The sequence below is a fragment of the Amnibacterium soli genome, assembly GCF_039544415.1.
In the GTDB taxonomy this organism is placed as follows: domain Bacteria; phylum Actinomycetota; class Actinomycetes; order Actinomycetales; family Microbacteriaceae; genus Amnibacterium; species Amnibacterium soli.
In genome coordinates this window covers 184,141-208,066 of record NZ_BAABLP010000003.1, presented here as the reverse complement: position 1 = coordinate 208,066, position 23,926 = coordinate 184,141, and the positions used below count along the sequence as shown (strand labels likewise).

General features: G+C 74.8%; 25 protein-coding genes. 18 read left to right on the top strand and 7 right to left on the bottom strand.

Going from position 1 to position 23,926, the window contains the following annotated elements:
• Positions 1–4: 4 nt before the first annotated feature.
• The 7 genes from ABEA53_RS09225 (at position 5) to ABEA53_RS09195 (ending at position 6,310) form a co-directional block, all read left to right on the top strand.
• Entirely contained in the window at positions 5–1,033 is a 1,029-nt protein-coding gene (locus ABEA53_RS09225) for a TIGR03842 family LLM class F420-dependent oxidoreductase (RefSeq protein WP_345480824.1), read from the top strand.
• Entirely contained in the window at positions 1,030–1,959 is a 930-nt protein-coding gene (locus ABEA53_RS09220) for an ABC transporter permease (RefSeq protein ID WP_345480823.1), read from the top strand. The genes ABEA53_RS09225 and ABEA53_RS09220 overlap by 4 nt, the downstream gene beginning before the upstream one ends.
• Complete coding sequence (locus ABEA53_RS09215; RefSeq protein ID WP_345480822.1) at positions 1,956–2,750, top strand: ABC transporter ATP-binding protein; 795 nt, start codon at positions 1,956–1,958, stop codon at positions 2,748–2,750. Before ABEA53_RS09220 ends, ABEA53_RS09215 begins: the two co-directional genes overlap by 4 nt.
• Positions 2,747–3,499: an ABC transporter permease gene (locus ABEA53_RS09210; protein ID WP_345480821.1), complete on the top strand. Its 753-nt coding sequence runs from the start codon at positions 2,747–2,749 to the stop codon at positions 3,497–3,499. The genes ABEA53_RS09215 and ABEA53_RS09210 overlap by 4 nt, the downstream gene beginning before the upstream one ends.
• 63 nt (positions 3,500–3,562) lie before the next feature.
• Positions 3,563–4,732 carry an ABC transporter substrate-binding protein gene (locus ABEA53_RS09205; protein ID WP_345480820.1) on the top strand — a complete coding sequence of 390 codons (1,170 nt, stop codon included), beginning with the start codon at positions 3,563–3,565 and terminating at the stop codon, positions 4,730–4,732.
• Between the two features lie 77 nt (positions 4,733–4,809).
• A complete protein-coding gene (locus tag ABEA53_RS09200) occupies positions 4,810–4,971 on the top strand; it encodes a hypothetical protein (RefSeq protein ID WP_345480819.1) in 162 nt (53 codons plus the stop codon).
• Between the two features lie 25 nt (positions 4,972–4,996).
• The gene (locus ABEA53_RS09195; RefSeq protein ID WP_345480818.1) at positions 4,997–6,310 is read left to right on the top strand and encodes an aspartate aminotransferase family protein; all 1,314 of its coding nucleotides are present in this window, start codon (positions 4,997–4,999) and stop codon (positions 6,308–6,310) included.
• A gap of 97 nt (positions 6,311–6,407) precedes the next feature.
• Here ABEA53_RS09195 and ABEA53_RS09190 read toward each other — a convergent pair whose 3' ends face one another.
• Entirely contained in the window at positions 6,408–7,010 is a 603-nt protein-coding gene (locus tag ABEA53_RS09190; RefSeq protein ID WP_345480817.1) for an endonuclease domain-containing protein, read from the bottom strand.
• Between the two features lie 553 nt (positions 7,011–7,563).
• Here ABEA53_RS09190 and ABEA53_RS09185 point away from each other — a divergent pair.
• From ABEA53_RS09185 to mutM, 4 genes are read left to right on the top strand one after another with little or no spacing between them, the layout of a single operon-like run.
• Entirely contained in the window at positions 7,564–8,112 is a 549-nt protein-coding gene (locus ABEA53_RS09185) for a YceD family protein (RefSeq protein WP_345480816.1), read from the top strand.
• A 2-nt stretch (positions 8,113–8,114) separates the two neighbouring features.
• A complete protein-coding gene (gene rpmF / locus ABEA53_RS09180) occupies positions 8,115–8,318 on the top strand; it encodes a 50S ribosomal protein L32 (protein WP_119482703.1) in 204 nt (67 codons plus the stop codon).
• Positions 8,319–8,352: 34 nt separating this feature from the next.
• Entirely contained in the window at positions 8,353–9,009 is a 657-nt protein-coding gene (rnc, locus tag ABEA53_RS09175) for a ribonuclease III (protein WP_345480869.1), read from the top strand.
• The gene (gene mutM / locus ABEA53_RS09170) at positions 9,002–9,952 is read left to right on the top strand and encodes a bifunctional DNA-formamidopyrimidine glycosylase/DNA-(apurinic or apyrimidinic site) lyase (RefSeq protein ID WP_345480815.1); all 951 of its coding nucleotides are present in this window, start codon (positions 9,002–9,004) and stop codon (positions 9,950–9,952) included. Before rnc ends, mutM begins: the two co-directional genes overlap by 8 nt.
• Here the strand turns inward: mutM and ABEA53_RS09165 are convergent.
• Positions 9,916–11,235, bottom strand: a complete 1,320-nt coding sequence (locus ABEA53_RS09165) for an APC family permease (protein ID WP_345480814.1) — start codon at positions 11,233–11,235, stop codon at positions 9,916–9,918. The two genes, mutM and ABEA53_RS09165, sit on opposite strands and share 37 nt — an antisense overlap.
• Positions 11,236–11,420: 185 nt before the next feature.
• Here ABEA53_RS09165 and ABEA53_RS09160 point away from each other — a divergent pair, with 185 nt between their 5' ends.
• Both ABEA53_RS09160 and ABEA53_RS09155 read left to right on the top strand, forming a co-directional pair.
• A complete protein-coding gene (locus ABEA53_RS09160) occupies positions 11,421–12,251 on the top strand; it encodes a DUF1206 domain-containing protein (RefSeq protein ID WP_345480813.1) in 831 nt (276 codons plus the stop codon).
• A gap of 83 nt (positions 12,252–12,334) precedes the next feature.
• On the top strand, positions 12,335–12,463 hold the full coding sequence (locus ABEA53_RS09155) for a hypothetical protein (RefSeq protein WP_345480812.1): 129 nt from the start codon (positions 12,335–12,337) through the stop codon (positions 12,461–12,463).
• On the opposite strand, the gene ABEA53_RS09150 is transcribed toward ABEA53_RS09155, so the two are convergent.
• Both ABEA53_RS09150 and ABEA53_RS09145 read right to left on the bottom strand, forming a co-directional pair.
• Entirely contained in the window at positions 12,460–13,824 is a 1,365-nt protein-coding gene (locus ABEA53_RS09150; protein WP_345480811.1) for a HAMP domain-containing sensor histidine kinase, read from the bottom strand. The two genes, ABEA53_RS09155 and ABEA53_RS09150, sit on opposite strands and share 4 nt — an antisense overlap.
• Positions 13,824–14,501, bottom strand: a complete 678-nt coding sequence (locus tag ABEA53_RS09145; protein ID WP_345480810.1) for a response regulator transcription factor — start codon at positions 14,499–14,501, stop codon at positions 13,824–13,826. The genes ABEA53_RS09150 and ABEA53_RS09145 overlap by 1 nt, the downstream gene beginning before the upstream one ends.
• 158 nt (positions 14,502–14,659) lie before the next feature.
• Between ABEA53_RS09145 and ABEA53_RS09140 the strand changes: the two genes are divergently transcribed.
• The 3 genes from ABEA53_RS09140 (at position 14,660) to smc (ending at position 19,679) form a co-directional block, all read left to right on the top strand.
• On the top strand, positions 14,660–15,211 hold the full coding sequence (locus tag ABEA53_RS09140) for a hypothetical protein (protein WP_345480809.1): 552 nt from the start codon (positions 14,660–14,662) through the stop codon (positions 15,209–15,211).
• 64 nt (positions 15,212–15,275) lie between these two features.
• A complete protein-coding gene (locus ABEA53_RS09135) occupies positions 15,276–16,232 on the top strand; it encodes a hypothetical protein (protein WP_345480808.1) in 957 nt (318 codons plus the stop codon).
• Positions 16,233–16,292: 60 nt separating this feature from the next.
• Entirely contained in the window at positions 16,293–19,679 is a 3,387-nt protein-coding gene (gene smc, locus ABEA53_RS09130) for a chromosome segregation protein SMC (RefSeq protein WP_345480807.1), read from the top strand.
• A gap of 265 nt (positions 19,680–19,944) precedes the next feature.
• Here the strand turns inward: smc and ABEA53_RS09125 are convergent, their stop codons facing one another.
• A complete protein-coding gene (locus ABEA53_RS09125; RefSeq protein WP_345480806.1) occupies positions 19,945–20,763 on the bottom strand; it encodes a shikimate 5-dehydrogenase in 819 nt (272 codons plus the stop codon).
• A 6-nt stretch (positions 20,764–20,769) separates the two neighbouring features.
• Complete coding sequence (locus ABEA53_RS09120) at positions 20,770–21,648, bottom strand: NAD(P)-dependent oxidoreductase (protein WP_345480805.1); 879 nt, start codon at positions 21,646–21,648, stop codon at positions 20,770–20,772.
• 91 nt (positions 21,649–21,739) lie between these two features.
• Here ABEA53_RS09120 and ftsY point away from each other — a divergent pair, with 91 nt between their 5' ends.
• Both ftsY and ABEA53_RS09110 read left to right on the top strand, forming a co-directional pair.
• On the top strand, positions 21,740–22,603 hold the full coding sequence (gene ftsY / locus ABEA53_RS09115) for a signal recognition particle-docking protein FtsY (protein ID WP_345480803.1): 864 nt from the start codon (positions 21,740–21,742) through the stop codon (positions 22,601–22,603).
• A gap of 174 nt (positions 22,604–22,777) precedes the next feature.
• Positions 22,778–23,350, top strand: coding sequence for a TetR/AcrR family transcriptional regulator (locus ABEA53_RS09110; protein ID WP_345480802.1), 573 nt, complete (start codon positions 22,778–22,780; stop codon positions 23,348–23,350).
• Between the two features lie 4 nt (positions 23,351–23,354).
• Here the strand turns inward: ABEA53_RS09110 and ABEA53_RS09105 are convergent, their stop codons facing one another.
• Complete coding sequence (locus ABEA53_RS09105; RefSeq protein WP_345480801.1) at positions 23,355–23,873, bottom strand: gamma carbonic anhydrase family protein; 519 nt, start codon at positions 23,871–23,873, stop codon at positions 23,355–23,357.
• Positions 23,874–23,926: the final 53 nt, after the last annotated feature.

The following is a 23,926-nucleotide window of genomic DNA, read 5'->3' as shown; positions in this document are numbered from 1 at the left end:
GGCCATGGACTTCGGCGCCGTCCTGCAGACCGACCCGCCCGCGTCGCGGGCCGTGCACCTCGCGAAGCTCGCGGAGCAGCACGGGTTCAGCCACGTGTGGACCTTCGACTCCCACCTCCTGTGGGAGGAGCCGTACGTCATCCACTCCGCGATCCTCAACGAGACGAAGCGGGTGAAGGTCGGTCCCTTCGTCACCAACCCCGCGACGCGCGACTGGACCGTCACCGCCAGCGTCTTCGCGACGTTGAACGAGATGTACGGCAACCGCACCGTGTGCGGGATCGGCCGCGGCGACTCCGCGGTGCGGGTGACGAACGGCGCGCCGACGACGCTGAAGACGCTGCGGGAGTCGATCCACGTCATCCGCGAGCTCGCCAACTCGCGGTCGGTGGAGCACAACGGGGCGACGCTCCGCTTCCCGTGGAGCACCGGCTCCGAGCTGGAGGTGTGGGTCGCCGCGTACGGGCCGTTGGCGCTCAAGCTGGCCGGCGAGGTCGGCGACGGCTTCATCCTGCAGCTCGCCGACGTCGACATCGCGGAGTGGATGATCGCGAGCGTGCGGAAGGCCGCGGCCGACGCGGGCCGCGATCCGGCCTCGGTGACGATCTGCGTGGCGGCGCCCGCGTACATCACCGACGGCAGCGAGGCGGGCCTCGCCCACGCCCGCGAGCAGAGCCGCTGGTTCGGGGGGATGGTCGGCAACCATGTCGCGGACATCGTCGCGAAGTACGGGGAGGCGTCCGCGGTGCCCACCGCGCTGACCGACTACATCCGCGCCCGCGAGGGCTACGACTACAACGAGCACGGCCGCGCGGGGAACTCGCACACCGCCTTCGTGCCCGACGAGATCGTCGACCGGTTCTGCGTGCTCGGCACGGCGGAGGAGCACATCGCGAAGCTCGAGCGCCTCCGCGCCCTCGGCGTCGACCAGTTCGCCGTCTACCTCCAGCACGACAGCAAGGAGGAGACGCTGCGCCAGTACGGCGAGACCGTGATCCCCGCCCTCCGCGACACGAGGACGGCGAAGGCGTGACCGTCACCGCGCCCGCTGCTCCGGGGGACCTCGGCACGGCGCTCGCGCCGGTCGGCGCTCCTCGCGCCGGCCGGCCGGCGCTGCGGCGGGTGCTGCTGACGGTCGCCGCCCTCGTGGTCCTCGCCGCGATCTGGGAGGCGTACAAGGCGCTGGGGCCCGCGGACGGCCTGCGGATCGGCGGGAACCTCGTGCTGCCCCGGTCGAACGACGACGCGATGCCGCACGTCTGGGCGGTCGCGGCCGAGCTCGGCCGGCCGCTGAGCGCGGTGCCCGGCGGGCCGAGCGTCGGCGCCGCCGTCTTCGCCGCCGCGGTCACGAGCCTCGCGATCGCGGCGCAGGGCTTCCTGCTCGGCCTGGTCGCGGGGGCGCTGCTGGCGCTGCTGATGTCCCGGTTCCGCGTCGCCGAGCGGGGCCTGCTGCCCTGGATCGTGCTGAGCCAGACGGTGCCCCTCGTCGCGCTCGCGCCGCTGGTCGCGGTGTGGGGCGCGCAGCTGCCCGGGTGGTCGGCGTGGTCGACCGTCACGGTGATTGCCGCCTACCTGGCGTTCTTCCCGATCTCGGTCGGACTGCTCAAGGGCCTCGACTCACCCGACGCGGTGCACCGCGACCTGTTCGTCGCGGAAGGCGCCTCCTTCTGGCGGACGCTGCTCCACCTCCGTCTGCCCGCGAGCGTGCCCTACCTGCTCCCCGCCCTGCGGCTCGGGGTCGCGAGCGCGGTGATCGGCGGGATCGTCGCGGAGGTGTCGACCGGCACCGACGGCGGCATCGGCCGCACGATCATCACCTTCGCCGTCACGTCCACCGGGGATCCCGCCCGGCCCTGGGCCGCGATCCTCGGGGCGATCGCGGTCGGGCTCGTCGCCGCCGGCGTCGTCTCGGCGATCGGTCCGCTGCTGTCCCGGTTCCGGAGAGGTGAGGTCGCATGAGCGCCGTCGACGTGCGCGGGGCCACCCGCGTCTTCCGAGGCGACCGGGGGAGCACCGTGCAGGCGCTCGACGCGGTCGACCTGCAGGTCGCGGAGGGCGAGTTCGTCTCGCTCATCGGGCCGTCCGGCTGCGGCAAGTCGACGCTGCTGCGGCTGATCGCCGATCTCGACACCGCCTCCGCGGGAGCGGTCGAGGTGTTCGGCGCACCCGCAGCGCAGGCGCGGCGCGAGCACGCCTACGGCATCGCGTTCCAGCAGGCCGGGCTGCTGCCCTGGCGCACGGTGCGCGGCAACGTCGAGCTGCCGCTCGCCCTGCACAAGGCGCCGAAGCGGGACCGGACCGCGCGGGTCGACGAGCTGCTCGCGCTCGTCGGGCTCACCGACTTCGCGGACCGGTACCCCGACCAGCTGTCGGGCGGCATGCAGCAGCGCGTCGCCATCGCGCGGGCGCTCGCGGAGCGGCCGCGGCTGCTGCTGATGGACGAGCCGTTCGGTGCGCTCGACGAGATGACGCGCGAGCGCATGCAGACCGAGCTCGCGCGCATCGCCGCCGAGACCGGCGCCGCGGTCGTCTTCGTCACCCACTCGATCCCCGAAGCGGTCTTCCTCTCCGACCGCGTCGCGGTGATGTCACCGCGCCCCGGTCGCATCACCGCGGTCGTCGACGTCGCGCTCGGCCTGCGCGAGGAGGGCGTGCGCGAGGACGAGGCGTTCTTCGCGGCGGTGACCGCGGTGCGGGAGGCGCTCCACGGCGCGGACGCGCCCGCGATCCGGGGTGCGGAGCAGCGATGAGGGCGACCCGCACCGTGCTGCCGCCGCTGCTCGTCGCGGTCTCCTTCCTCCTGCTGTGGCAGGGGCTCGTCGTCGTGCTGCAGGTGCAGCCGTACCTGCTGCCGTCACCCGTCGCGATCGCCGGGCAGCTGGCGCTCGCGCCGCAGCTGGTGCTGGCGGCGACGCTGGCGACGGGGCTGAACGCGCTCGTCGGCTTCCTCGGCGGCGCGGTCGCCGCCGTGGTGCTCGCGGCGCTCGCGAGCCGGCTCCGCCTGCTCGACGACGCGTCCGCGCCGATCGTCGCCGCGGTCGCCGTGCTGCCCATCGTCTCGGTGGCGCCCGTGCTCTACACGATGTACGGCGCCGACTCGCAGGTGCCGAGGCAGGTCGTCGCCGGCATCGCCGTGTTCGCCCCCGTGTTCCTGAACACCCTGCGCGGGCTGCGGCAGGTGCGGCCCGTGCACCGCGACCTGATGCGCTCGCTCGCAGCGTCCGGCTGGCAGCTGACCCGCTCGGTCACCGTGCCGGGCGCGCTGCCCTACCTCTTCACCGGGCTCAACGTCGCCTCGAGCCTCGCGGTGATCTCCGCGCTCGTCGCCGAGTACTTCGGCGGCCCGCAGAACGGCCTCGGCTCGGTCATCACCTCCGCCGCCGCGAACAGCGCGACCGCGACCGCCTGGGCGTACGTGACCGGCGCGATCGTCCTGGGACTCCTCTTCTTCGGCGCCACCCTCGGCCTCGAGCGGCTCGTCGCCCGACGCCGCATCTGAACGTCCCGGCACCGCGCCGGGCTGCACCGCACCGTTCCGTCCCTCCACAGCAAAGGAAGACCGATGCAGCATCCGACCCGTCGTCGAACCCTCGGCGGCATCCTGGCGATCGCGGCGACCGCCGCGCTCGCCCTCACCGGCTGCGCGCCCGGCCAGAGCTCCCCGGGCTCGACCGCCGCCGCGGGCTCCTCCTCCGGTGCCCTCAAGCCGGTCAAGATCCAGCTGCAGTGGTACAAGCAGGCGCAGTTCGCCGGCTACATCGAGGCCGTGAAGCAGGGCTACTTCAAGGACGAGGGGCTCGACGTGACGCTCGTCGACGGTGGCGCCGACATCGTGCCGCAGACGCAGCTGTCGACGAACAAGGTCGACTACGCGGTCGCGTGGGTGCCGAAGGCGCTCGCATCGATCGAGCAGGGCGCGCAGATCACCGACGTCGCGCAGATCTTCCAGAAGTCGGGCACCCTGCAGATCTCGATGAAGTCCAAGGACGTCGGCTCGGTCGCGGCCTTCAAGGGCAAGAACGTCGGCAGCTGGGGCTACGGCAACGAGTTCGAGCTGTACGCCGGCATGACGAAGGCGGGCCTCGACCCCGCGAAGGACGTCAAGGTCGTGCAGCAGGCTTTCGACATGAAGGGCTTCCTCGCGGGCGACATCGACACCGCGCAGGCGATGACCTACAACGAGTACGCGCAGGTGCTCGAGAGCGAGAACCCGAAGACCGGGAAGCTGTTCCAGCCGAGCGACCTGAACGTCGTGAACTGGTCGGACGACGGCGTCGGCATGTACCAGGACGCGCTCTGGGCCAACAGCGGGAAGCTCGCCTCCGACACCGCGTACCAGGCGCAGACGACCAAGGTCGTCAAGGCCGTGCTGAAGGGCTGGATGTACGCCCGCGACAACGCGGAGAAGACGGCGACCGACGTCGTCGCCTCCGGCAGCCAGCTCGGCGCGAGCCACCAGCTCTGGCAGACCAACGAGGTGAACAAGCTCGTCTGGCCGAGCCCGGACGGGATCGGGATGATCGACAAGACGCTGTGGGACCGCACCGTCTCGATCGCGAAGACGACGAAGAACGGCTCCGGCGCGACGGTCATCACGAAGGACCCGCCCGCCACCGCCTACACGAACGAGTACGTGGAGAAGGCGCTCGCCGAGCTGAAGTCGGACGGCGACGACGTGACGGGATCCTCGTTCGAGCCGATCTCGGTGACGCTGAAGAAGGGCGGCGCCTGACCGACCTCATCGTGGATCCGGGGGAGCGCGCATCCGTGCGCTTCCCCGGATCCCGGGAGGACCGGGAGGATGGCGTCATGACCGACGCTGAACGACGCAAGGACCAGCTGACGACCGCGCCGGCCGCGACCGAGGAGGACGCGGCGCCGCGGATCGACGTCGACAGCAGCGAGGCGGGCGTGCGCCGCATCACCGTCCGCGACGACGCGGCGGTGCGACCGGGCGGCACGGGCGACTGACGCCGCACGACAGGGAGGAACAGGCATGACCCTGCAGGACATCACCGAGGCGACCGCGCTCGAGCTCGACCGGCACGTGTTCCACTCGTGGAGCGCGCAGGGCGCGCTGAAGCCGCTCGTGATCGAGGGCGCCTCCGGCACCGAGGTGTGGGACGAGGACGGGCGGCGGCTGCTCGACTTCTCCAGCCAGCTCGTCAACACGAACATCGGGCACACGCACCCGCGGGTCGTCGCGGCGATCCAGCAGCAGGCGGCCGTGCTGCCGACCGTCGCGCCCGCGCACGCCACCCGGATCCGCGGGCTCGCCGCGCAGCGGGTCCTCGAGGTCGCGGGGCAGCCCTTCTCGAAGGTGTTCTTCACCAACGGCGGTGCCGACGCGAACGAGAACGCCATCCGGCTCGCCCGCCTCGTGACCGGCCGCGACAAGGTGCTGTCCGCCTACCGCTCGTACCACGGCAACACCGGCGCGGCCATCGCGGCGACCGGCGACTGGCGGCGCGTGCCGAACGAGTACGCCCGCGGGCACGTGCACTTCTGGGGCCCCTTCCCGTACCGCAGCGAGTTCTGGTCGTCGTCGCCCGAGCAGGAGGCGGAGCGCGCCCTGCACGCGCTGGAGCGGCTCATCGAGGCGGAGGGGCCCGCCTCCATCGCGGCGCTGCTCGTCGAGACCGTGCCGGGCACGGCCGGCGTGATCGTGCCGCCGCCCGGCTGGCTGGCCGGGCTCCGGGCGATCTGCGACCGCTGGGGGATCCTGCTGATCCTCGACGAGGTGATGTCCGGCTTCGGCCGAACCGGCGACTGGTTCGCGTTCCAGAACCCGGAGCTGAACCCCGACGGCGTCGTGCCCGACCTGGTGACCTTCGCGAAGGGCGTCAACTCCGGGTACGTGCCCGCGGGCGGCGTGATCATGCCGCCCGCGATCGCGGCGCAGTTCGACACCCGCGTCTTCCCGGGCGGCCTCACCTACTCCGGGCACCCGCTCGCGATGGCGTCGATCGTCGCCACGATCGACGCGATGCGGGAGGAGGGCATCGTCGAGAACGCCCGGCGCATCGGCGCGGACGTGCTCGGGCCCGCGCTGCGCGACCTCGCGGACCGGCACGCCTGCATCGGCGAGGTGCGCGGCCTCGGCGTGTTCTGGGCGCTCGACCTCGTCGAGGACCGCGCGACCCGCGCACCGCTGCCGCCCGCGGAGATGGTGCGCATCAAGGCGGGGCTCGTCGGCGCCGGCCTGCTGCCGTTCGTGCAGGACAACCGGGTGCACGTCGTGCCGCCCTGCATCGTCACGGACGCCGAGGTCGCGCGCGCGATCGCGATCTACGACGCCGTCCTCCCCTGAGCCGCAGGTCGCCTCGGGCAGCGTCCGTCTGCTCCGGCAGCGCGATCGCCGCTGCCAGGCTGCCGGAGCCGACGGAGGGCTGCCGGAACCGACGGGCTCAGGCGGCGAGCGCGGCGAGGACCGCGGCCTCGACGGCGGGCCACTCGAAGAGCACCTGCCGCCAGGTGAAGCGGAGGGTGCGGTAGCGGGTGCTCGCAGCCACCAGGTCGCGACGGCGATCCCGTTCGAACGCGTCCTCGGGGTCGTGCCACTCCTTGCCGTCGAGCTCGACGACCAGCCTGCCCTCCACGAGCAGGTCGACCTCGCCGATCCCCGGGATGAACGGGTGCACGGTCACCCGGAGACCGATGAGGCCCAGCAGGTGGCGCGCGATCGTCTCGATGCCCGAGTCCGCCCGGCCGTCCGCGGCCGCGACGACGCCCCGGAGCCGTGCCGGCAGCCGCGCGGCGAGGGCCGGCAGGTCGGCGGCGCGCAGGAACCGGTGGTGCAGCGCCGAGTCGAGCACGGCCAGCGCGCGCTCGGGCGGGAGCGAGCGGAACGCGTGCTCCACCACGGTGAGCGCCGGCGCGATGCAGGATGCGGTCGCGGCTTCGACGACGTCGGGATCCGCGCGGTGCAGCACGATCGCGGGGGAGGGGCGCAGCGGCAGCGCGCCGTCGTCGGGATCGTGCAGCCGCGTCGTCGTGCGGCGGAACGCCACGTGCAGGCGATCGTGCTCCGGCCGGTGCGGGCGCACGGGGACGCGGCCGGGCGGGAGGTCCGGCGGCGTCCAGAGCCCCATCGCGCCCGCCGCCGTCACCGAGGTCGCGACGCCGCCGACCTCGCCGCTCGCAGGAGGGGAGCGGAGGTCCCGGGCGCCGCGCGCAGCCCGCGGCGTACCGCGATCAGCCGCCCCTGCTCGATCGCCCGTCGGACGTCGCGCTCCGACCTCCCTCGGGCGAGCAGGTCGGCGGTGGTCCAGAAGCTGCGCATGCCCGGGATCGTGGTGCGCTCGGCGCCGCTCGCGACCGTCGGGCGCGCACGCCTTGTGGACAAGGGCCTGGGGAGGAGCGGATACCGGCGTCGGACGGCCTCGGCGCTGCTCGAGGCGACGTCGGCTCCAGCAGCGTCCGTCGGTTCCGGCAGCACGATCGCGCCGTCGAGGCTGCCGGAGCCGACCGACGCTGCCGGAACCCGCGGGCGGGATCGCGCTACCGCGCTCGCCGGCGGCGAACGGGCGCCGGCCGCGGGGCGGGCCCGCGTAAACTCGGGGGGTGAACGCGCGGACCCCCTATGTGCAGAACGTGCGCGACCTCATCCGGCACCCCGGCGAGATGCGGGAGCGCCACCTCGACGTCACCGTCCCCGAGCACCTCGGGGAGGGCCTCGTCGCGGTGCAGGAGGGGTCGCAGCTCGGCGTCGACGTGAAGCTCGAGTCCCTCCACGAGGGGATCCTCGCCTCCGGGACCGTGGTCGGCACCGCCGACGGCGAGTGCGCCCTCTGCCTCGCGCCCGTGTCGCTGCCGGTCCGGGTCGAGTTCGCCGAGCTCTTCGGCTATCCTGCTGACGAACCGTTCGACCACCAGCTCGATGGCGACCAGCTCGATCTCGAGCCGGTGGTGCGGGACGCGGTGGTGCTGGCACTGCCCTTCCAGCCCGAGTGCGTCGACGGTTGCGAGGACCTTGAACTCGCTCCCGGCATCAGCCTGATCAGGGCCGATGACGAGCAGGAGAAGCCTGCGGACCCCCGGTGGGCCGCCTTGCAGGCTCTCGGCTCTGGTGACCAGAGTGCTGCGGCGAGCGACAACACAGAGAAGAGATAGCCATGGCGGTTCCGAAGCGCAAGCAGTCGCGCTCCAACACGCGCTCGCGTCGTTCGCAGTGGAAGGCCGAGGTGCCGACGCTGGTCAAGACGATCGAGAACGGCAAGGTCGTGTACTCCCTGCCCCACCGCGCCAAGGTGGTCGAGGGCTCGGACGGCGTGCCCCTGTACCTCGAGTACAAGGGTCGCCGCGTCGCCGACGCCTGATCGGCCGGGCGCTGAAGCGCCCGATCGTGCAGAGCTGGTCGCGACGCTGGGCGTCGCGATCGATCCCGGTCTCCTCGAGACCGCGCTGACCCATCGCTCCTTCGCGTACGAGCACGGGACCGCCGACAACGAGCGGTTCGAGTTCCTCGGCGACAGCGTGCTCCAGCGCGCCGTCACGATGATGCTGTTCGAGCGCTATCCGCGCGACGACGAAGGCGCCCTCGCCAAGCGGCGGGCGGGCCTCGTGTCCACGGTGGCGCTCGCGTCCGTCGCCCGGCGGCTGGGCCTGGGGGAGCACCTCCGGCTCGGCCGCGGCGAGGTGCTGACGCGCGGCGCCGAGAAGCCGTCGATCCTCGCGGACGCGGTGGAGGCGCTGATCGGCGCAGCTTTCCTCTCGGTCGGCAGCGAGCAGGCGGAGGCGTTCGTGCTGCGGCTCGTGCAGCCGCTGGTGGACGACCCCGCCTCCACCGGCGCCGTCACCGACCCGAAGACCGCGCTGCAGGAGGCCGCCGCGCAGCGCGGCGCGAACCCGCCCGTCTACGAGGTCACCGGCACCGGACCCGAGCACGCGCGCGTCTTCACGGCGACCGTCGTGGTCGGCGAGCTCGTGACCGCCACCGGCACGGGCACCAGCAAGAAGCAGGCCGAGGTCGCCGCGGCGTGGGAGGCCTACCGGGCGCTCGATGCCTGAGCTGCCCGAGGTCGAGGTCGTCCGCGCCGGGCTCGAGCCCGCGGTGAGCGGTGCGCTCGTCACGGGCGTGGAGGTGCTCGAGCCGCGGTCCCTGCGGCGGCACCTCGCAGGCGCCGAGGACTTCGAGCGCCGGCTCGTCGGCCGGCGGCTGGCGGGCGCGGTGCGGCGCGGCAAGTTCCTCTGGCTGCCCGTCGAGGCGTCGCCCGACGAGGCGCCGATCGCGCTGCTGGGCCACCTCGGCATGAGCGGCCAGCTGCTGCTGCGCGCTCCTGGCGCCGAGCCGGACCGGCAGCTGCGCATCCGCATCGGGCTGGAGCACCCCGAGCACGGCGAGCTCGTCGTCGCGTTCGCGGACCAGCGCATCTTCGGGTCCCTCGCCCTCGACCCGCTCGTGCCCACCGCGGACGGCGCCGCAGGCGGGCTGGGATGGAGCGCATCGCTCGTGCCGGAGCACGTGGCGCACATCGCCCGCGACCCGCTCGACCCCGCCTTCGACGACGACGCGTTCGTCGACCGCCTGCTCGCGCGCCGCACCGGACTGAAGCGCGCCCTGCTCGACCAGACGCTGGTGTCGGGCATCGGGAACATCTACGCGGACGAGGCGCTCTGGGCGGCCCGTCTGCACTACGAGGCCCCGACCGCCTCCCTCCGCCGCCCGGTCGTGCGCCGGCTGCTCGCCGAGGTGCGGTCCGTGCTGACCCGCGCGCTCGCCGACGGCGGCACGAGCTTCGACGCCCAGTACGTGAACGTGAACGGCGCCTCGGGCTACTTCTCGCAGCGGCTGAACGCGTACGGGCGGCAGGGCAGGCCGTGCCCGCGGTGCGGCCGGCCGATCGTGCGCGAGGCGTTCATGAACCGGTCGAGCCACCTCTGCCCGTTCTGCCAGCGGCGGCCCCGTGCCCTCGCTCAGGCGCGCGAAGGCACCAGCCTGGCCGCGAAGTAGAGCACGACGCCGACGACCAGGGCGATGCCGCCCGCGAGCCAGACCGGCCCCTCCTGCTGCGTGAGCAGCAGCACGCACGACGCGACGCCGAGCACCGGCACGAACGTCCACACGCGGAAGTGCCGGTGCTCGACCGGCTGGCGGCGCAGCACGAGCACCGAGACGTTCACGGCGATGAACACGAACAGCAGCAGCAGCACGACGGTGGAGGCGAGCAGCGACAGGTCCCCGACCAGCGTCAGGGCCATGGCGACGAGCGTCGTCACCACGATCGCCACCCACGGCGTCCGCCGCTTCGGCAGCGTGCGGCCGAGGACGGCGGGCAGCAGGTGCTGCTCGGCCATGCCGAAGGTGACGCGGCTCGCCATGATCATCGTGAGCAGTGCGCCGTTCGCGACCGCGACCAGGGCGATCAGGCTGAACACGGCCTCCGGCACGGGCACGCCGGAGGCGGACACGACCGCGAGCAGCGGGCCCGAGCTCCTGCTCAGCTGCTCGGGCGCCAGCGCGATCGAGCTCGCCAGCCCGACCAGCACGTAGACGACGCCGGCGGTGATGAGCGCGCCGAACAGCGCCTTGGGGTACACGCGGGACGGCTCGCGGACCTCCTCCGCGATGTTCGCGGAGGTCTCGAAGCCGACGAACGAGTAGTAGGCGATGATCGCGGCGCCGAGCGTCGCGATCGCGGGGTTCGCGCCCTCCGGGAACGCGCCCACCCGCGAGACGTCGCCGCCGCCCGCGCCGAGCATCACGGCCACGCACACGACGACGATGACGAGGCCGCTCACCTCGATGACGGTCATGACCACGTTGCCGCGGGTCGACTCCTGGATGCCGCGCGCGTTCACGAGCGCGACCAGCGCGAGGAAGACGATCGCCGCGGGGATCGGGGGGACGGGGAGGAAGGTCCCGAGGTAGTCGCCCGCGAACGCGAGGGCGAGTCCGGCGGCGCTGACGACGCCTGCGGCCAGCATGCAGAACCCGACGAGGAACGACAGCAGGGGCTTCCCGAAGGCCCGCTCGGCGAACACGGCGGCGCCGCCGGCCCGCGGGAACTTGGTGACGAGCTCGGCGTAGGAGCCCGCGGTGAGCAGCGCGAGCAGCAGCGCGACGACGAGCGGCACCCACAGCGCGCCGCCGACCTCCTTCGCGAGCACGCCCATCAGCGCGTAGATGCCCGCGCCGAGCACGTCGCCGAGGATGAACAGGAAGAGCAGCGGTCCGGTGACCACCTGCTTGAGCTTCGAGCCCGTCTCCTGGGCCTCGACGGGGTGCGCGGTCATCCGGGCACCGTAGGGGCGGAACTCGGGAGACCTCCGGGGGAGTGCTGGTGGATCGCGAGGCCCGGCGTCCGTCGACGCGCCGCGCGCCCGGTCGTCCCCCGAGCCCTAGCGTGGGCGCGTGGCAGGAGCGGGGCGACCGGACGGCGGGGCGCACCGGCACCCCTCGCGTCGGTGAGCACGCGGCGATGACGGAGTTCGCGGACCGGGTCGACGAGGCGGAGGCGATGGCGCGCCGGGCCAGCGGCAGCCCGGTGATCCGCGGCATCGCGCGCTCGGGCTACGTCGCGTCCGGCCTGCTCCGCGGCGCGATCGGCGTGCTGGCGCTGCTGCTCGCGGTGCACGTCGACGGCGCGCACCCCGGTGCGTCCGGCGCCTTCGACGCGCTGGCGGACGTGCCCGGCGGCTTCGTGCTGCTCGTGCTGGTGGCGGCGGGCAACGGTGCGCTGTTCCTCTGGCTGCTGGTGCAGGGCGCGCTCTTCCGGCACCCGCACCTGCTGGAGCGGTGGCGGCAGCGGCTCGTGTACTGGGGGCGCGGCGCGGTCTACGGCGTCATCGGGCTGACGGCGCTGCGATTCGCGCTCGGCGCGCACGCCATGGACTCGGGCAGCGAGGCGGCGGCGGGACGGCAGCTGCTCGAGGTGCCCGGTGGCCGCCTGGCCCTCGTGATCGTGGCCGGGATCGTGCTCGTGGTCGGCGGCAGCATGGTCTGGCTGGGCCTGAGCCGCCGCTTCGTGAAGACCATCCACGTGCCGGAGGACGCGGCCCCGCGCCGCTTCGTGCTCGGGCTCGGCGTGCTCGCCTACGTCGCGCAGGGCGGCACGATCCTGCTCGTCGGGGGCTCGCTGCTCGTCGCGGCCTGGTCCGTCGACCCGGGACGGGTCGGCGGACTCGACTCGGCGCTCGCGGGCTTCCCGGCCAGCGGCTTCGGGCAGGCGCTCCTCGTGGCGATCGGCGTCGGCTGGATCGTCGCCGGGCTGTACGCCCTCCTCCGCGCCCGCATCGCCAGCACCGCCTGAGGAGCGCGCTGCTCCCCGAAGACGGGGCGGTCGGCTGGGTCGCGGCCTTCGTCGACTACCGCTACTGCTCCCTGACCGACTCGATGGCGTTCTCGCCCACCGACGTGATGCCCCTGACCGCCCGCGCCGAGGCGTTGATGGCGCTCGAATCGTTCATCCCGTTCGTGATCCTCGCCCTGGTGATCGCCCGGGCCGTCTCCCTGCTCGGCTAGGCCTCGGAGGCCGGCAGCTCGAGGACGAACCGGGCGCCCGTGCCCGTGGCGGCGTGCTCGGCGCGGACGCGACCGCCCATGCGGCCGGCGAGCCGGGTCGCGATCGACAGGCCCAGCCCGGTGCCCACCTCCCGCGTCTCGCGGTAGCGCTCAGCGAGCACGCCGCGCGCGAACGCGTCGTGCAGGTCGTCGTCCGACAGCCCGGCGCCGGTGTCCTCCACAGCGATCCCGGCCGCCTCCGCCGTGCGGAACGCCGTGATCACGACGGACCCGCCCGCCGGTGTCGCCCGCAGCGCGTTCTCGACGAGCCCGTCCAGCACCTGACGGACCCGCCGCGGATCCGCCCGGACGGAGGCGGGCGGCCCGGCCGCCTCCATGCGGATGTCCGCCGCATCGGCGCGCGCCCGCCAGGCGGCTGCGGCCTCCGCGGCGACGCTCGCGAGGTCGACCGCGACCGGCTCGATGGAGAAGTCGTCGGCCTCGAGCCTGGCGAGCTCGAGCAGGTCCGCGGTGAACCGCTCCACCCGGGCCGTCTCGGTCATCAGCACCCGGCCGACCCCGGGCACGCCGTCCGGAGGGACCAGGCCGTCCGCGAGCGCCTCGCCCCAGCCGCGCAGCGCGGTCAGCGGGGTGCGCAGCTCGTGGGAGACGGAGAGCAGGAACTCGCGCTGCCGCCCCTCGCTCTGCGCGAGCGCGACGTCGAGCGACCGCAGCGCCGAGGCCACGTCGCCGACCTCGCCCGGCCCGTCCTCCGGCACCGGCACGCCGCGCTCGCCGTGCGCCAGCCGACGGGCGGCCTGCGCGGTCGCCGCCAGCGGCCGCGCGATGCGCCGGGACAGCCAGGCGGCCGCGAGCGCGGCGACCGCGAGGGCGGCGAGCAGCACCAGCAGGATGCGGCCGACGAGGTCCCGCGTGGTCCGGCTGAGCGCGCTCTGCGGGCGGGACAGCACGATCGCGCCCCCGTCCGGCAGGGGGCGCGCCTCCACCAGCTGGGTCCGACCCCGCAGGTCCGCGGTGGTCGACACCGGGCGCTCGACCGTCGCGGCCCGCCGTCCCGCCCCCGCGACCGCCGCGATCAGCCGCCGCCTGCCGGGCGCCGTCGAGGTCGAGACCGCGCCGTCCTCGTCGATCACCACCAGCAGCGAGCCGTCGAGGCCGGTGCCGACGCGGCGCAGGAACCGCGGCGTCGCCAGCCGCGCCGACTGCAGCGTGATCAGCGACGCCTGCGCGACGAGCTCGCCCCGCTGCTCGCTCGCGGCCGCGGCGCGGGCCAGCTGCACGGTCGCGAGCCCGGCGGCGAGCGTCGTCGCGAGCACCAGCCCGAGGGAGAGCGCGAGGATGCGGAGGGAGAGCCCGCGCATCAGCCGGCGTCCGCGGCGTACCCGACGCCGCGGGAGGTGCGGATGGGGGAGGCGTCGCCGAGCTTCGCCCGCAGCTGCGCGACGTGCACGTCGACCGTGCGGCCCCCGCCGTAGTCGGCCTGCCCCCAGACGCTCGACAGCAGCTGCTCCCGCGTGAAGACGCGGCCGGGCGCGCTCATCAGCTTCGCGAGCAGGTCGAACTCCGTCGCGGTCAGGTCGACGCGCCGGCCGCCCGCGACGACGGTCCGCCGGTCCGGGTCGAGCGCGACCGCGCCGACCTCGACCGGCGCGCCCGTCGCCGGCAGCGCCGCCCGGCGCAGCAGGCCGCGGACGCGCGCGACGAGCTCGCGCGGCGAGAAGGGCTTCGTCAGGTAGTCGTCGCCGCCGAGCTCCAGGCCGAGCAGCCGGTCCACCTCGTCGTCCCGCGCGGTGACGAAGACCACGGGCGTCCAGTCCCCGCGGGCGCGGAGCGTGCGGCAGACGTCGAGACCGTCGCGCCCCGGCAGGCCCACGTCGAGCACGATCGCGACCGGGCGCAGGCGCTCGACGGCGGCGAGCGCGGCGTCCCCGTCCCGCTCGACGTGCACCCCGAAGCCGGCGTCGGCGAGGTACAGGCGCTCGAGGTCCGCGATGGCGGGCTCGTCCTCGGCGACGAGCACGAGCCCCTTGGCGTCCACCGCGCCATTCAAGCCCCTGCCGGTCGACCGCCGGCCGGAGCGACCGGCACGCTTTACACGCCTCGAACATCCCTCGAACGGCGGCCGAGCCCGGCGTTCGCACACTGCTCGCACCGCTGCTGATCCGCGACGGCCCGAACCCGCTGAACGAGGACGACATGATGAACCCCCTCCGCTCCACCCGCCGCAAGGCCGTGCTCGTCGCCTCCGGCGCCGCCGTCCTGCTCGCCGTCGGCGGCGGCACGACCGCGGCGCTCGCCGCGACCGGCGACAGCACGCCGAGCCCCTCCGGCACGCCGGCCGCGTGCGGGGTGCACCTGCGCGCCGAGCTGCGCGGCGCGACGCCCTCGCAGCTGAAGGCGGACCTGAAGAAGCTCCGCAGCGAACCGAAGGGCGAGGCCCGCGCGGCCGAGCGGAAGGCGATCCGCGAGAAGGCGCTCGCCGGCGGCTACGGCGCCCGTGCGGGCGAGCTCGCGCGCGTCGTCGGCGGCGGGAAGGAGGCGAAGGAGGTGCGTGCGCAGCTGCCCGCAGCACTCCGCGCCGACCTCAAGACCCTGCACGCCACGCCGCGGAGGAGCGCTGAGCAGACGGCGGAGGCGAAGCGGATCGAGCAGAAGGCGCTCGCGGGCGACTACGGCACCACGGTCCAGCAGCACGTGAAGACCGTGCAGGCGCGGTTCCAGGCGCGCTGCGCGGCGAAGCAGGGCTGACCGCTCCCGCCCCCCGTGCCGGCCGGCCGAGCGAGTGCGCGGGGGCGGCTGGCAGCATGACGGGGTGAGCACCGAAGCGGTCCAGGCGGCACGGCGGATCGCGGAGGAGGTGCTGCTGCCGGACGCGGAGGCGGTCGACGCCGCCGGCCGCGTGCCGGCGGCGCACCTGACCGCGCTCGACGACGCCGGGCTGACGGGGCTCGCCGCGCAGCGGCCGTCGCTCGACGAGCGCGTCGACGTCGCCGCCGCGCTCGCGGGCGGCTGCCTCGCGACCGCCTTCGTCTGGGCGCAGCATCAGGGCGCCCTCGCCGGGGCGCTGAGCGCCGCCGGCCCCGGATCGCGCTTCGCGCCCGACCTCGCCTCCGGGCGCAGCCGCGCCGGCGTCGTGATCACGGCCGTGCGCGGTCCGTCCCCGCTGCGGCTGCGGACGGCCGACGACGGCTGGACGCTCTCCGGCAGCGCGCTCTGGGTGACGGGGTGGGGGATCGCGCAGCAGCTGCGCGTCGCGGCGGTCGCGGACGACGACACGATCACGACCGCGCTCGTCGACGTCGGTCCCGGGATGCGGGCGGACCCGGCGCCGCTCGTCGCGGCGAACGCCTCCGCCACCGTGACGCTCACCTTCGACGACGTCGCCGTGCCCGCGGACCGCTTCCTCGAGGCGGTGACGTGGGAGACCTGGGCCGCGGCCGACGCCGCCGGGCTCGCCGGCAACGGCGCGCTCGCCCTCGGCGTCGCGCACCGGGCCGCCGTCTTCGCCGAGTCCGATGCGCTCCTGGACGAGGTGGCGGCGGCGCGGGCGGGCCTGCTCGCCGCGGGCGTCGACGAGCTGCCCGCCGCGCGCGGCGCCTGCTCCGCCCTCGCCGTGCGCGCCGCCGCGGCGCTCGCGGTCCACGACGGCGGCCGCAGCGTGATCCGGGGCTCGCGCGCCGACCGGCTGCTGCGGGAGGCGCACTTCCTGCTCGGATTCGGCTCCCGCCCGGCGATCCGCGCGGACCTGCTCGCCCGCTTCGGCGCCTAGTCCCGCGCGGCGTGTCCGCGCCGCTCGCTAGCCTCGGGTCCGGCGGGGAGGAGTCGCGGCGTGCACCTGAAGAGCCTGACGCTCAAGGGATTCAAGTCCTTCGCGCAGCCCACCTCCTTCGTCTTCGAGCCCGGCGTGACGTGCATCGTCGGCCCGAACGGCTCCGGCAAGTCGAACGTGGTCGACGCGCTCGCCTGGGTGATGGGGGAGCAGGGCGCCAAGAACCTCCGCGGCGGCTCGATGGCCGACGTCATCTTCGCGGGTACCGCGACGCGCGGGCCGCTCGGCCGCGCGGAGGTCGTGCTCACGATCGACAACGCGGATGGGGCGCTGCCGATCGAGTACAGCGAGGTCGCGATCAGCCGCACGCTCTTCCGCGACGGCCGCAGCGAGTACGCGATCAACGGCGACGCCGTGCGGCTGCTCGACGTGCAGGAGCTGCTGTCCGACTCCGGGCTCGGCCGCGAGATGCACGTCATCGTCGGCCAGGGGCAGCTCGACGCGGTGCTGCGGGCGACGCCGGAGGAGCGGCGCGGCTTCGTCGAGGAGGCGGCGGGCATCCTCAAGCACCGGCGCCGCAGGGAGCGGACGCTCCGCAAGCTCGAGTCGATGCAGGCGAACCTGACGCGGCTCACCGATCTGAAGGACGAGCTGCAGCGGCAGCTGAAGCCGCTCGGCGCCCAGGCGGAGATCGCGAAGGAGGCGGGCGGGATCCAGGCGGCGGTGCGGGAGGCGCGCACCCGGCTGCTCGCCCTCGACGCCGGCCGGCTCGCCGCCTCCGTCGCCCGGCTCGCCGCCGAGCAGGGCGAGCTGCGGACCGCCCGCCAGGTGGCGGAGGACGCGGAGCAGCGGCTCGAGTCCCGCGTCGCGGCGCTCGAGCGGGAGGCGGACGGCGCGGCGCTCGACGGGCTGCGGCGGACCGCGCTCGAGCTCGAGGGCGTGCAGCAGCGGTTCCGCGCGCTCGCCCGCACGGCGGCGACCCGCGTCGCGATGCTCGCACCGGAGGAGGCCCCGCAGGCCGCGACGGGTCCGACCGCCGCGGAGCGCGCGGACGCCGAGGCCTCGATCCGGGCGCTGGAGGACCGGGCTGCCGCAGTGCGGGGGGAGGCGGAGGCCGCGCAGGCCGCGCTCGCCGCCGCGCAGCAGCGCCTCGACGCCGTGGACCGCCGCATCGCGGCCGATGCCGCCCGGGTCGCCGAGCACGACCGCGCCCTCGCGACACTCGACCGCGATGCCGCTGCGGCCGCCTCCCGCGCGGCTGCGGCGGAGGCGGAGGCGACGCGGCGGGCCGCAGCGGTGGACGCGGCGACCGTGCGGGCGCGCGACGCCGCGGCGGCCCTCGAGGCGCTGCCCGCCCCTCCTCCGGAGGCGCCCGTGGAGGAGGAGGCCGGCCAGGACACGGTCGCGGCGGCCACCGCCGATGCGGACGCCGCCCGGACGGCGCTGCACGCGCTCGAGCGCGAGCAGAGCGCGGTCGACGCGCGGCTCACGGCGCTGCGGGCCGCGACGGCGGCACCGCCCACCGTCGCCCAGGTGCTCGCAGCGCTGCCGGCCGCGCGGCGACTGCAGGACGTGCTCGACATCGACCCCGCCTGGCGGGTGGCGGTGGGCGCGGTGCTCGGCGGCCTGCTCGACGCCGCGGTGGTCGACGACCCCGCCGCTGCCGCTGCCGCCGTCGCGCCGCTCGGCGCCGTGGACCTCGTCGCCGCGGCCGCGGCGCCGCTGCCGGCGCGGTCCGGGGGACCGGGCGTTCCTGCGACCGACGTGGTGCGCGCCCCAGCGGGCGTGCTCGAGCTGCTGCGCGGCGTCGTGCTCGTGCCCGACCTCGATGCCGCGCGGGCGGCGGTGCAGGGTACGGACCGCATCGCGGTGACGGCGGAGGGGGTGCTCGTGACCGCGAGCCGCCTCCGCACCGCCGGCTCGGGAGCGACCGGGGTCGAGCTGACGGCGGAGCGGGACGAGGCGGCCGCGGCGGCCGCCGCGCTCGCGGACGAGGTCGAGTCCGCCCGCGATCGCCTGCGGGAGGCGAAGCAGGCCCAGCAGGCGGCGCGGGCCGCGGCCGACGCGGCGCAGCGGCGGGCGCGCGAGCGCACCGACGTCGTCCGCGCGGCGGAGCGCCGCAGGGCCGCGGGGACCGCGGTGGCCGAGTCCGCCGCGGCGGAGCTCGCGCGGGCGACCGCGCAGGCCGCGGACGCCGCGTCCCGCCGGGCCGAGGCCACGGCGGCCAGGGATGCCGCCGCGGCGCAGGTGAGCGCCGCCAGGACCGAGGATCGTCCGATCGTCGACGGCGGTGCCCGCGCCCCGTTCGCCGAGGCCGTCGACGCCGCGCGGGAGTCGGCCGTCGCCGCGCGGCTGGAGGCGCAGACGCTGCAGGAACGGCTCCGGGCGGAGCGCACGCGGCTCCGGGGCCTCGAGGAGCGCGCCGAGGCCGCCGAGCGCGCCGCCGAGCATGCCGCGCGCCGGGCCGCCGAGCGCTCGCTGCAGCGGGCGGCCGCCGAGGCCGTGCTCGAGGAGCTGCCCGCATGGCAGGCCTCGGTGGACGCCGCCGCGGTCGAGGCGCGGACCCGGCTCGCGGTCGCCGAGCAGGAGCGCGCGGAGCAGAACCGCGAGCTGCGCGCCGCCCGCGAGCGGCTGAGCGCGGCGCGGGGCGAGGTGGGCGACCTCGACCGCCGCGCCCGGGATCTCGACATGCGGGCCTACGAGCAGCAGGTCTCGCTGCAGACGGTGCGCGACCGCGCGATGGCGGACCTCGGCCTCGACCCGGCCGCCCTCGCCGCCGCCGAGGCGCCCGACCTCGACCGGTCGGAGGAGGAGCGGCGGCTCGCCGCGGCGGAGCGGCGGCTCGCCCGCCTCGGGCGGGTCAACCCGCTCGCGCTCGAGGAGTTCGCGGCGCTCGAGCAGCGCCACGCCTTCCTCGGCGAGCAGCTCGCCGACCTGCACCGCACCCGCGCGGACCTGCTGAAGATCGTCGAAGACCTCGATCGGCGGATGCACGACATCTTCGCGGGCGCCTACGCCGACACCGAGGCGGCGTTCGCGCGGATCTTCCCGGTGCTCTTCCCGGGCGGCACGGGGCGGCTCACGCTCACCGAGGGCGGCGACGAGCCGGGCATCGACGTCGCGGTGCGACCGGCCGGGAAGAAGATCGAGCGCCTGTCGCTGCTGTCCGGCGGCGAGCGCTCCCTCGCCGCGGTGGCGTTCCTCCTCGCGATCTTCACCGCGCGGCCGAGCCCGTTCTACATCCTCGACGAGGTGGAGGCGGCGCTCGACGACGCGAACCTCGGCCGTCTGCTCGAGGTCGTGTCATCGCTGCGCGACACGTCGCAGCTGATCCTCATCACGCACCAGAAGCGCACGATGGAGATCGCGGACGCGCTCTACGGCGTCTCGATGCAGCAGGACGGCGTCTCGAACGTCATCGGGCAGCGACTCGCCGCACGGTCGTGAACCGCACCGCCCTCAACCGTGCGCCCGGCGGGTGGCCCCACCGCGTCCGCCGTCTGCGCGGGGCCGATGCGGGGTGGCCCAGCGCGCAGACGACGGCCGCAGCGAGCAGTCGTTCGAGCTGTGCGGAACGGACCTCGCGGTCGTCCCGACTCGGGTAGCGGCTGTAGGACCAAGGTATTGCGATTCCCGATATCCGCCTATCCCCATTTCCGGGTGCATTTCCGAATCGTCGGCGCGCCTCCCGGACATTCAGGAAAGGGGCGGGTCAACCCTCCCGCGCGAATGCATGGGCGCGGTCGACCTGCTCCCGAGTGAGGCGCACGCCGGTGTACCGCTCGAACTGCAGCGCGGCCTGCAGGGCGTGGACCTCGGCACCGGTGACGACCGGCAGGCCCGCCGCACGGGCCGCGCGCACGAGCGGCGTCTCGACCGGCAGCGCGACCACGTCGAACACCGCGGAGGCGGCGCGGACGGACTCGGGGGAGAAGGACAGCGCGTCCTCGTCCGGCCCCGCCATCCCGAGCGGGGTGACGTTCACCAGCAGGTCGGCGCCGTCCGGCTCGACCTCGGAGTAGTGGTGCCCGTCGCGCTCGGCGATCCGCCCGCCCGCCTCCGGATCGCGCGCCCAGACCGTGACGCGCTCGAAGCCGGCGCGGGAGAACGCGGCCGACACCGCGGACGCCATGCTGCCGCTGCCGCGCAGCACGACGCGCGAACCGGGGTCCAGCGCGTGCTCGACGAGCAGGGTCGCGACCGCCTCCACGTCCGTGTTCGAGCCCGTCAGCACCCCGTCGTCGTTCACGACGGTGTTGACCGCGTCGATGTCCGCGGCCGAGTCCTCGACCGCGTCGAGCATCGGGATGATCGTCGTCTTGAACGGCATGGAGACCGAGCAGCCCCGGAAACCCAGGGCGCGCACGCCGCGCACCGCGCCCTCGAGGTCGTCCGTGGTGAACGCCTTGTAGAGGAAATCGAGCCCGAGTTCGGCGTAGAGCGAATTGTGGAATCGCGTGCCCAGATTGCTCGGCCTGCCGGCGAGCGAGATGCAGACGCGCGTGTCCTTGTTGAGCGAGGGGGCGGCCATCGACGATCAGGCGCGGTCGGCGCGGAAGGCCGTGATGACCCCGGCCAGGTCGTGGTCGCCCGCGCCCGCCTCCGACGCGCTGGCGTAGAGCGCGACGAGCGCGTCGACGAGCGTCGTCGGCACCCCCGCCGCCTCGTCGGCCGATCGGATCAGGCGCAGGTCCTTCAGTACGCCGTCGAGGGCGAACTGCGCGTCGCCGGTGCGGTCCTCGAGGATCGCCTTGCCCTTCACCTGGAGGTACGGGCTGTCCGCGGCTCCGCCCGAGATCGTCTCGAGGAACTTCGCGGGGTCGAGCCCGAAGGCCTCCGCCTGGGCGATGCCGAACGCTGCGCCCGCCGTCAGCAGGGCGACCCAGGAGTTCGCGACGAGCTTCAGCGCGCTCGCGGCACCCGCCTCGTCGCCGAGCCACACGGTGCGCCCGCCGATGGCGTCGAACACGGGCTGCACGAGCTCGCGCCGGGCGGCCGGTCCGGCCGCGAGCACCACGAGCTTCCCCTCCTCGGCGGGCTGCTTCGTGCCGACGACGGGGGCGTCGTAGAAGGGGGCGCCGTGCTGCGCGGCGAGCGCCGCCAGCCGCGCGGTGCCGTCCCGGCCGACCGTGCTGGTCTGCACCCACACCGCGCCGTCCTCGAGCAGCGGGAGCGCCTGCTCCATGACGGACGCCACGGAGTCCGCGTCGAACAGCATGGTGACGACGACCTGCGCCCCTCGCAGCGCGTCCTCGAGGGACGTCGCCACGCTCGCCCCGTCGTCGGCGAGCGGCGCCGCCTTCTCGGGGTGCCGGTTCCAGACCGTCACGGGCAGCCCCTCGCGCAGGAGGGAGTGGGTCATGCCCACGCCCATCGTCCCGGTCCCGAGCAGGGTGATCGTGGGGGTGTTCGGCATCGCGTGTCCTTCCGTCGCAGCAGCGGGGCGACGGTAGCCCCGGGCTCTTGGGTGCGGGCGGGGAGCCCGGCAACCCATACCCTTGGCTCCCGTGGCGGGATTCGGTGCGCGGCTGCGGAACCTGTTCGGCACCGTCCGGACGATCGACGAGGACACCTGGGACGACCTCGAAGCGGCGATGATCGGCGCGGACTTCGGTCCCGACATCACCGAGTCGATGCTCGCGGACCTGCGCGAGAAGGTCGACCGGTACAGCACGACGGACCCGCGCGACCTGCAGCGCATGCTGCGGGAGGACGTGGAGGAGCGGCTCGCGGGCTTCGACCCGACGCTCAAGCTGTCCGACCGCCCGGCGGTCGTGCTCATCGTCGGCGTGAACGGCGTCGGCAAGACGACGACGATCGGCAAGTTCGCGAAGTTCGTCGGCAACTACGGCCGCTCGGTGGTCGTCGGTGCCGCCGACACCTTCCGCGCCGCCGCGGTCGAGCAGGTGGCCACCTGGGCGGAGCGCGCCGGGGCGGCGGTCGTGCGCCCGCAGCACCCCGGCCAGGATCCCGCCTCCGTCGCGTACCAGACCGTCGAGTACGCGCAGCGGACCGGCACCGAGATCGTGCTCATCGACACCGCCGGCCGCCTGCACACCAAGGGCGGGCTGATGGACGAGCTCGGCAAGGTGAAGCGCGTGGTCGAGAAGCTCGCGCCGATCGCGGAGGTGCTGCTGGTCCTCGACGCCACGACCGGGCAGAACGGCGTGATGCAGGCCCAGGCCTTCATCGAGTCCGCCGGCGTCACCGGCCTGGTCGTCACGAAGCTCGACGGCTCCGCCAAGGGCGGGTTCGTGCTGCGCGTGCAGGACGAGACGGGCATCCCGATCAAGCTGATCGGGCAGGGCGAGCGCATCCAGGACCTCACCGGCTTCACCCCGCACGTCTTCGCGCAGGGCCTCGTCGGCTGACCCGATCCCGCGGATCCGCACTTCCGTCGCGGATCCGCAGCGCTCAGGCGACGCGCCGGCGGCAGAGCGGTCGGAGGCGGCGTGTCGGCCGATTTCTGCGGATCCGCGAACCGGTGCGTGCGCGGTACTGTGGGAGAACGGCCGTTCTCGACGGCCAGGGCCCGGGAGGCGCGGATGGCGGAGACGGACGGCGTGCGCGAGCGCATCCTCGCGGCCGCCGACGACCTGTTCTACGGCCGCGGCATCCAGGCCGTGGGCATGGACCAGGTGCGCGAGGCGTCGGGCATCCCGCTGAAGCGGATCTACGCGGAGTTCCCGAGCAAGGAGCGGCTCGTCGTCGCCGTGCTCGCGTCCCGGCACGCGCTGTGGGAGCAGGGCATCGCCCGTGCCGCCGAGGGTCGCCCCGACCCGCGGGGCCGCCTCCTCGCGATCTACGACTTCCTCGAGGCCTGGTTCGCCGACGGCTCGTTCCGCGGCTGCGGCTTCATCAACGCCTTCGGCGAGCTCGGCACCGTGTCGCCGCTGGTCGCGGAGGCGGCGCGCGAGCACAAGCGCTCGTTCCAGCGGTACGTCGCGGGCCTCGTGGCGGAGGCGGGCGCGGACCCGGAGCTCGCGCCGCAGCTGGCGCTGCTCGCCGAGGGCGCCCAGACCACCGCCGCGATCTCCGGCACCACCGAGCCGGCGCGCCACGCGCGCGGCGCCGCGACCGTGCTCATCGACGCGGCGCTCCGGCGGCCCGCCGCCTGACGGCTCAGCCGGTCTGCGCCCGGTAGGCCGCCGCGAGCTCCCGGTACGTCGCCGCGTTCCGGCGGATGCGCTCGAGCTCGTCGTCCGCGATCGCCCGCCGCACCTTCGCGGGGACGCCCGCGACCAGTGATCGGGGCGGCACCACCGCGCCCTCGAGCACCACGGCACCTCCGGCGATCAGCGACCCGGCGCCGACGATCGCGCCGTTCAGCACCGTGGCGTGCATGCCGATCAGGCAGTCGTCCTCGATCGTGCAGCCGTGCACGACGGCGCCGTGCCCCACGCTCACCCCGGCGCCGAGGATCGCGGGCGACCCCGGATCGCCGTGCACGACGACGTTGTCCTGCAGGTTGCTGCCCGCGCCGAGCACGATCGCGTCGCGGTCGGCGCGCAGCACGGCGCCGAACATCACGACGGCGTCCGCCTCCACCCGCACGCGCCCGATGAGCACGGCCGTCGGGGCGAGGAACGCGCTCGGATGGATCTCGGGCAGCACGCCGTCGAACGGCAGGATCGTGGCCATGCGGGCCAGCCTCCCGTGCACCGCCGACCGCCCCCTGATCGCACGTCGCAGTC

Coding starts and splice junctions, on each gene's coding strand:
- ABEA53_RS09210 (WP_345480821.1), top strand. CDS start 2,747: ATGAGGGCGACCCGCACCGTGCTGCCGCCGCTGCTCGTCGCGGTCTCC.
- ABEA53_RS09125 (WP_345480806.1), bottom strand. CDS start 20,763: ATGGCCGCCCCCTCGCTCAACAAGGACACGCGCGTCTGCATCTCGCTC.
- ABEA53_RS09105 (WP_345480801.1), bottom strand. CDS start 23,873: ATGGCCACGATCCTGCCGTTCGACGGCGTGCTGCCCGAGATCCATCCG.
- ABEA53_RS09200 (WP_345480819.1), top strand. CDS start 4,810: ATGACCGACGCTGAACGACGCAAGGACCAGCTGACGACCGCGCCGGCC.
- mutM (WP_345480815.1), top strand. CDS start 9,002: ATGCCTGAGCTGCCCGAGGTCGAGGTCGTCCGCGCCGGGCTCGAGCCC.
- ABEA53_RS09160 (WP_345480813.1), top strand. CDS start 11,421: ATGACGGAGTTCGCGGACCGGGTCGACGAGGCGGAGGCGATGGCGCGC.
- ABEA53_RS09155 (WP_345480812.1), top strand. CDS start 12,335: ATGGCGTTCTCGCCCACCGACGTGATGCCCCTGACCGCCCGCGCCGAG.
- ABEA53_RS09205 (WP_345480820.1), top strand. CDS start 3,563: ATGCAGCATCCGACCCGTCGTCGAACCCTCGGCGGCATCCTGGCGATC.
- ABEA53_RS09165 (WP_345480814.1), bottom strand. CDS start 11,235: ATGACCGCGCACCCCGTCGAGGCCCAGGAGACGGGCTCGAAGCTCAAG.
- ABEA53_RS09225 (WP_345480824.1), top strand. CDS start 5: ATGGACTTCGGCGCCGTCCTGCAGACCGACCCGCCCGCGTCGCGGGCC.
- ABEA53_RS09110 (WP_345480802.1), top strand. CDS start 22,778: ATGGCGGAGACGGACGGCGTGCGCGAGCGCATCCTCGCGGCCGCCGAC.
- ABEA53_RS09120 (WP_345480805.1), bottom strand. CDS start 21,648: ATGCCGAACACCCCCACGATCACCCTGCTCGGGACCGGGACGATGGGC.
- rpmF (WP_119482703.1), top strand. CDS start 8,115: ATGGCGGTTCCGAAGCGCAAGCAGTCGCGCTCCAACACGCGCTCGCGT.
- ABEA53_RS09215 (WP_345480822.1), top strand. CDS start 1,956: ATGAGCGCCGTCGACGTGCGCGGGGCCACCCGCGTCTTCCGAGGCGAC.
- ABEA53_RS09150 (WP_345480811.1), bottom strand. CDS start 13,824: ATGCGCGGGCTCTCCCTCCGCATCCTCGCGCTCTCCCTCGGGCTGGTG.
- ABEA53_RS09140 (WP_345480809.1), top strand. CDS start 14,660: ATGATGAACCCCCTCCGCTCCACCCGCCGCAAGGCCGTGCTCGTCGCC.
- ABEA53_RS09195 (WP_345480818.1), top strand. CDS start 4,997: ATGACCCTGCAGGACATCACCGAGGCGACCGCGCTCGAGCTCGACCGG.